A 5,419-nucleotide genomic window follows, 5' to 3' on the forward strand; every position below is an offset into this window, starting at 1 on the left:
GGCCGGGTGTCCCAGGCGGCCCGGGCGTTCCGGGCGGGCCGAGCGGGCCGGGCGTTCCAGTCGGATCGGGCGGGCCGAGGGGATCGGGCGTTCCGAGCGGATCTGGTGGGCCGGGGACCACGGCCGATCCGGCTCGGCGCGGTCGGCGACCCGACGGCGCGTACCCGGGGCCGCACCTGGGCACGGGAGGCGACGCGCTCGGTGGCGTCCCGCGGACCGGCGCAGCGGACAGGTGGTCCCGTGAGCCGCAGCGGCGGCGGTCCGGCGGGGGCCCGGCCGCAGGCGACCGCCTCAGCGATCGGGAACTCGCGGTTCTCAGCTACCTGCCGACGATGCTGACGACCGCCGAGATCGCTGCCGAGCTCTACGTCTCCGTGAACACGGTGAAGACCCACCTGAAGAGCGTCTACCGCAAACTCGACGTGCCGCGGCGCCGGGACGCGGTACACCGCGCCCGCGAACTTCACCTGCTCTGAGAGACGGTCCGAGACGCCGAGACGGTCCGAGACGCTGAGAAGGTCCGAGGGTGTTGAGGCTGCCCGCAGTGTTGAGCCGCGGCGACGGTCCGAGGTACTGAAACCTGAGGTGCTGAAACGGCGTGAGCCGCTGAGACGGTGGGGGAGGCATCCGGATTCCCGGACGGCGGGCGGCCAGAATCCGACGCGGTGGCAGGCCAGGAGGTCCGGTCGCCTCAGATCCCGGCTTCGTCACGGGGCTCGGCCGGTCCGGCCTCGGCCCGGCCGCCGAAGACGTGTTGTTCCAGCGTGAGGTACGGGCGCTGGGCAAGGTCCGGATACGGTTCCCCGAACTCGAGCGCGTCCGCATCCGCATCCGCATCCGCGACAGGGAAGGGGACGGCGCCGAGTGCGTCCGGAACGGTCAGGGAATCGGCGGATGCGGGTCGCGCGGTCTCTCCCCGGCGGCCGTCGGCCAGCGGGATTGTTCGACTCGGCGGCCGGCCACCCGCCTGGCTCCGGCCGTCGGCGTCGGCGGGCCAGCCGCGCAGATCGGCGCTGCGTTCGCGCGCCGAGGCCCGCGTCGGCAGCGGGACGACGGCTCGAAGCACGCAGATGACCGAGGTGACGATCCCCGCGACCATCAGAATCAGCCCCAGAACCGGGAGATCTACCCCGACCACTCGCCACGTCAGGGCGTATCGCAGCGTGGCACCCACCACAACCAGGAAGACCGACAGACCCAGGGTCATCAGTTGTTCACCTCGTTCGTCCCGTGGGCGGGGCGGCGGCGGACCGCAATGGTTGCCGCCCGCGCGGCATCGGCGGGAGGGCATCGGTGGCGCGAGACCGTACCGGGTCTGCGCGAATCCGGCGGGATGCGTTGTGAGCGATGGACCTCGCGGGGGACCGGCGGAGGTGCACCTACCGAAACGGTGGGCCGCCGATATTAATACCCTCGGTGACGATGGCCCATGCTGGTGAGGCACCTAGTGGGTGGGTGGTCACCCATTGTGGAGGGTGGCGGGCGGCGGGAACGTTTCGCGTCCGTCGTGCCGCTTGCTCGCAGACAGGCTGGATCCCGGCCTGGACGGGGCGAGCGGGGGGCCGCAGGGCCGGCATACCGCTGACGAGGTGGCCCGTTTGGGGGATGGTTTCGGGAGGGAAAAATCACCCGAAATGGTCGCTTCACGCGCGAGGGTGGCGGTCCCGGAAATATATGGCCGGGTTGGGGGCACGATTCTCCCACCGAAGCGGTGGGTTTGGCCCGACCGCGAATGAGGGGCGCGGGCAACTGGTGGCGTAGCGAGGGAGGTGGGCCCTACGCTTGCCGAACATGTCCATCTTCACCGGAAATTCACCCGGTGGCATCGCCACAGCCGGACTACCGCCCGGTTTGATTCTGAGTCTGACCCCCGGAGGCACGCGTGACCGACCGAGTTCCCCGCTCGACCGATGCTATCGGCGAGGACGCGCCCCATCGGCCGCGAATCGGCGTGACCGTGGACACATCCACCGAGATAGGCATGGCGGGTCACATCGCCAGGCGAGCCTCGGCGAGCTCACCCGCTCCGCCGACCACTCCACATCGCGCGGCGCCGGCACCGGCGCGGCACCCCGCGCCGACCACGAGCACGGGCAGTGCCACTGCTCGGCAATTGTCTCATCCCCGCTCCGGGCCCCCGCTGACCGGGTCCCCCATGGGCCGCGGTGAGGTCCCGGGCGCGCCCGCCGCCCGGACCGCGCCGGGCGCGCCGATGCGCCCGGGCATAGCCGCTGCCCGCACCGGCGCCCCGATGCCCCGTGACCTCGCGCTCGGAGCGGCCGAGCTGCGCGGCATCCTGCGCGTCGTGGAGGACTGTGAGCGGGCCTCCTCGCTCGCCTCCTTCCGTGAACTGGCGCTCGACGGCATGGCCCGCCACCTGGGCTATCGCCATTCGGCCTTCTTCCTGGGTTCCTCGATCGAGACGGCGTTCCAGGACGCCCGGCCCACCGGCCGGGGGCTCGCCCTGCGCCTGGCCGGCCCGTACATGGAGCGCTACCGGGAGCTGGAGGCGCTGAGCAACCCGGAAAGCCTGCGCTCGGTCCGCGAGCGTGGCCTCGCCACCCTCGATGACCTGGGTGTTCCGGAGCGTCCCGAGGTGCGGATGCGCCTCGAGCGCTTCCTGCGCGCGCACGGCATCCACGCCAAGCTGCTCGTGCGCCTGTTCGGCCCGTCGAACGTGGGCGCACTCATCTCCCTGCTGGACTCGCGGCCGGGCGCGTTCGGCCCGCGGGACCGGGCGGTCGGCGCCGTCCTCGGCCGTCATCTCGGCAACCTGCTGCGCTTCTACATCCGGACCGATCCCGGTCCGTCGGTCGCGGGACGGCTGTCTGCCCGCGAGCGGGACGTGGTGCGACTCGTCGCCGAGGGCCGGTCCAACCGGCAGGTCGCCGAGGCGCTGTGCATCAGCATCGACACGGTCAAGCACCACCTCACCCACGCTCTCGTGGCGACGGGATGTTCGAACCGCACCCAGCTCGCCATTGCCTGGCAACGCGAGACCAGCGCGTTCGCGCCGCCCAGCCCGCCCCGGCCCTGACTCGCCGGTTGCGAAACTGACCCGACCGTCGGAGAACTCCGGCCGCGTCCAGACGCGGCGGGTCACGGTTCGAGGTCTCGCGTCCGCGGCCCGCTGCCGCCCCGGCACTCTGCCCCTGCCCCTTGCCGCCGCTCCCACCCCGGACCCCGGATGTCGGTCCACTCGGCCGCGGCGGCGGTCCTCCTGCCGGCCGGTCGTCTACCGGCCGGCGACACGCCGGGCCTGCCCGGCAGTCTGACAGCCTGACCAGGCCGGACATGCCCGGCGAGGAGACCGGCCCGTGCCGCGACGGCGCGGGCGCCAGGTGCCCATCGACCCATGGGGCCCGCCGGCCGGTCGGCCCGCCAGCAGGGTGGAAGACCGGCGCACCGACGCGACGCGCCACGGGCGCGCCTCGACAACTGACTTCCGACGAACCGCGGGTGGCGCGGGCCGAGACCGGCCCCGCCACCCGCGGTCGTGTCATGTCCGGGGGGCCTGCTCGGCCCGAGCCGCCCCGATGTCCTCTCCTCGTGCGTCGTCGTCGTGCGTGGTCGTCGTCGTGGTCCCACCGTCACGGCTGATCCCTGACGGTGAAGATGGCCCAGAAGTGCTTCGGTCAATCACCTGCGCTGGTTCGCGGCTCCGCCGCGCCCGCGTGAGCGCCTTGGAGGCCGTCCGGCCTGCCCCGATGAGGTCTGCCGCCGGTGGAATGCGAGGACGGGGGCCGTGCCGGCGGCCCGCGCCAGGCTGCGTCTCGTCCTGATTAACGTAGATCATCTCTTTTGTGGCTTCTGCGTAAGATGCGCGACATGCCCCATCTGTGGGATGCTGGCCTTCGCCGGTCGTAGCGGGTTGGTCCGGTTGGGTGGCGCGGTGATAAACGTCGACACCCCTCCGCTCGGCCCCGCTTGCGGCTGATGGCACACTGTGACTAGGTTGACCCGTGTCCTTGCTAGCCGGGTGGGGCCCGAAGGGGCCACCCGACCGCCGGCGACTGACCCGGCCGGCGGTTATCACGATCGATTTCCGGATGCTCTACACCCGTGGTTCGATACCGTCTGCGGCGGCACTCTCTCCTCCGTTTTCTGCTGGCCTTGCGCGGGCCGATCCGGGGCCGAGGAATGTGTGCTCGACTGTTCATCACCCCTTTAGCCGACCGAAGTCGAATGGAAACCGCCGGGTTCGGTGGTCCGGGATAGCGCCCTGGGTGCTACCAATTCGTGACCTCCGCCGATCGTCGCCGGGATTGATGAGGTCGCCCGGTGCACATCCGCGCGGGCTCTGCGTAATCCCGATCCGCGACATCACTGGCGATGTCCGGCCGCAGGGGAACCGCTGGACCGAAGCGGCTCCGACCAGGTCACGGCGATCAAGGCCGCTGTCGAAGGCGGGTGTGATCGCGACTTTGGCCTGCCGCCGTGCAGTGCTCCGGACCGAGCCGACTAGTATTCCGCGCACGTTGACAGTGTCGGGTCGGCTAAGCAAGTCGGTCGTCCCGACCACCGAGCGCACCAGTTCCGCAAGAGTTGTTGGGGGTCCGTTCGCTTTCCGCGTAGTCAGTGCAGATGCAGCTTCCCCGGGACGTCTGTCGCCCAGCGGCACCGGCCAGGAGGTCACCGATGATGTGGACGATCTCGTCGTCCGGAACGTGTCCATCACGTTGGTTTGATCGGTGCGCCTCTTGTCCTGGATATGGCCTTGTGGTGACCCGGGGGCGGACCACGCGTTGGGGGCGCGGGACCGGTCGGACGATCGGACGGCCTCGGCGGGCTCAGTGACCCGGACTAGTTCGTCCCCCTCATCACCCTGCCCCGGCCGCGACCTGCCAGGAGGACCTGCCGATGACCACCGCACCCCGCGTGTCACCCGAGGCCTCTCCGGCCGGCTCCGACGCGCCTGACCCGCTCGACGCACGCGAGCTGGTCGTTGTGATCACACCATTCGCCCAGCCCGCCGCCGCCCTCGTCGCCGCCGTTACCCGGGCCGGCGGTCTCGGCGTGCTCGACCTGGGGCGCTCGGCGCGAGCGGCGCGCGACGCGCTGCGGGACGCAGCGCGCTGGACGCCGGGACGCTTCGGGGTCCGGGTCGCCGCCGGCTGTCCGGTCGGTCCGGACGAGCTGCCCGACGCGGTGGATCTCGTGGTGCTCGCCCCCCGGCCGGGCGGCGCCACGGCCGGCGATCTTGGAGCGCCGGTCGGCCCCGGGACCGACCGGCGCTGGGAGCCGGGGGAGCTGATCCGGCGGGGCCGGCGGGTCTGGGCGGAGGTGACCTCGGTCGCGCAGGCCCGTGGCGCGGTCGCGGCCGGCGCGGTCGGGCTCGTCGCGCGGGGCAACGAGTCCGGCGGCGTCGTCGGCGACCTGACCACGTTCACCCTGCTGCAGCACCTGCTCGCCGCCGAGC

Annotated in this window: 4 protein-coding genes; 3 read left to right on the forward strand and 1 reads right to left on the reverse strand. The window is 71.9% G+C overall.

The window, feature by feature from the left end; genetic code table 11:
* Positions 1-176 precede the first annotated feature (176 nt).
* Positions 177-476 carry a helix-turn-helix transcriptional regulator gene (locus ND748_RS34235; protein ID WP_285902628.1) on the forward strand — a complete coding sequence of 100 codons (300 nt, stop codon included), beginning with the start codon at positions 177-179 and terminating at the stop codon, positions 474-476.
* A 215-nt stretch (positions 477-691) separates the two neighbouring features.
* Here ND748_RS34235 and ND748_RS24290 read toward each other — a convergent pair whose 3' ends face one another.
* Positions 692-1,207, reverse strand: coding sequence for a DUF6458 family protein (locus ND748_RS24290; protein ID WP_251748284.1), 516 nt, complete (start codon positions 1,205-1,207; stop codon positions 692-694).
* Positions 1,208-2,155: 948 nt separating this feature from the next.
* On the opposite strand from ND748_RS24290, the gene ND748_RS24295 reads away from it, so the two are divergent.
* Together ND748_RS24295 and ND748_RS24300 are read left to right on the forward strand one after the other, a co-directional pair.
* Positions 2,156-3,037 carry a LuxR C-terminal-related transcriptional regulator gene (locus tag ND748_RS24295; RefSeq protein ID WP_251748285.1) on the forward strand — a complete coding sequence of 294 codons (882 nt, stop codon included), beginning with the start codon at positions 2,156-2,158 and terminating at the stop codon, positions 3,035-3,037.
* 1,823 nt (positions 3,038-4,860) lie between these two features.
* On the forward strand, positions 4,861-5,419 hold a 559-nt coding region (locus tag ND748_RS24300), incomplete at its 3' end, for a hypothetical protein (protein WP_251748286.1).

Origin of the sequence: Frankia sp. AiPs1 (assembly GCF_023716945.1) — a bacterium.
Classification (GTDB): domain Bacteria; phylum Actinomycetota; class Actinomycetes; order Frankiales; family Frankiaceae; genus Frankia.

What these genes read in the sequence shown, in the direction of transcription:
- ND748_RS24290 (WP_251748284.1), bottom strand. Translation starts at nt 1,207, where the DNA reads ATGACCCTGGGTCTGTCGGTCTTCCTGGTTGTGGTGGGTGCCACGCTG.
- ND748_RS24295 (WP_251748285.1), top strand. Translation starts at nt 2,156, where the DNA reads ATGGGCCGCGGTGAGGTCCCGGGCGCGCCCGCCGCCCGGACCGCGCCG.